The organism is Saccharomonospora iraqiensis subsp. iraqiensis, assembly GCF_000430445.1.
Classification (GTDB): Bacteria; Actinomycetota; Actinomycetes; order Mycobacteriales; family Pseudonocardiaceae; genus Saccharomonospora; species Saccharomonospora iraqiensis.
In genome coordinates this window covers 20,871-22,251 of sequence record NZ_KE387124.1, presented here as the reverse complement: position 1 = coordinate 22,251, position 1,381 = coordinate 20,871, and the positions used below count along the sequence as shown (strand labels likewise).

The window sequence follows — 1,381 nt, the reverse complement described above, 5'->3', positions numbered from 1 at the left end:
TGTAGGGCAACACCGGCCGCGGGTTGTGGCTCGGCGCGGTCGAGGTGTGGGCGTTCACGGCTACTCCCGGGGGTCGCGTGTGGTCTCTGGAACGGCGGGCGCACCGGTAGCCGGCTGCGCACGGCCGCTGCGGCCGGATACCCCATCGGGGGCGCGGCTACACGTCGTCGTTTCCCGGGGCCGGTGGCCGGGTACGAAGCGTGAGTGCCTTCGCGCCACGCGGAAAGGAGGCTGCGGTGACCACTGACGCGTACCTGGCGTTCGTCGGCCTGGGCCTGATCATGATCGTCGCGGACGGGCAGATCCTCTACCACAGCGGGAAACGCTATCTCTCCGATGTGGACGACGAGACCGAGTCGGTCGGTTCCATGGCCCAGTTGGTCGCCGTGCTCTTCCACATCGTCATGTTCGGCTTCCTGGCACTGCTGTCGGTACTCAACTTCGATTTCGGCGGCGGGAACACGCTCCGTGCGGTGGTGGGCAACCTCGGTGTGCTGCTGTTGCTGCTGGCCCTGGTGCACGCGGTCACCATGGCGGTCATCTCCCAGCTGCGGGACGGCCGGGCCACCGACGACCGGTATGCCGGCCCCACCCCGCGCACCCCGACGAGCACGAACGTGCAGCTGCACCGCGGACAGGTCGTCACCCCGGTCGATGACCAGCCCGGGCGGGATCCGCGGATGACGGCGTCGCTCGACGACTACCCGTCCTGATCCGCCGCCGCACCACCCCCGGGCGTGCGGCAGAACTCCAGCAGTCCCGCGAGCAGGCAGAAGTGCAGCACGAAGACGATCCGCTGCACCCCGCCCACCGGCAGCGCGGCGGCCACCGCGGACAACTCCGGCACCCGGGGCAGCAGGGTGTCGACGACGTAGGCCGACCCGAACAGCGCCAGCGCGGCGAGGTCCGCGACGAGCAGCCGCGTCGTCGTCCGCCGGGCGTGCGCGGGACCGGGTGCCGACCGGGTCCGGTCGAGCAGGCACACCACCATTCCCGGCAGACACAGGAACGCGAGCAGGCTGGCGTACTGGTGGATCAGACCGCTCGCCGGGGCGACGTCGTCGGTGAACGCCGCCGGGAACAGCGCGGCGGCGACGAGCCCCGCCGTGGTCGCCACGGCCAGCAGTGTCGGCGTCCGGCCGAACCGGTGCCCCGAGGCGGACAGGGCCGTATACACCGCCACCACACCGAGCGCGAAGGAGAGCAGGCTCGCCTCGAGCAGCCCCGCGCCGTCGGTGCCGAAGGCGTACCTGCTGACGGGGTCGCGCACCGGGTCGTACGGGCTGACGGCGTGCAGCACGACCAGGGTGAACGCCGCCCACCCCAGCGCCGCCCACGCGACGACCGTCCACCGGCGGGCCCGGGCCGCCCCGGCGGCAGC

General features: G+C 72.3%; 2 protein-coding genes. One reads left to right on the top strand and one right to left on the bottom strand.

The annotated features are described in order from the left end of the window. Positions 1-236: 236 nt before the first annotated feature. Positions 237-713: a hypothetical protein gene (locus tag ACTIR_RS0118535; protein WP_026455399.1), complete on the top strand. Its 477-nt coding sequence runs from the start codon at positions 237-239 to the stop codon at positions 711-713. Here ACTIR_RS0118535 and ACTIR_RS0118530 read toward each other — a convergent pair. Beyond that, on the bottom strand, positions 701-1,381 hold a 681-nt coding region (locus ACTIR_RS0118530), incomplete at its 5' end, for a DUF998 domain-containing protein (protein ID WP_026455398.1). The genes ACTIR_RS0118535 and ACTIR_RS0118530 overlap by 13 nt on opposite strands.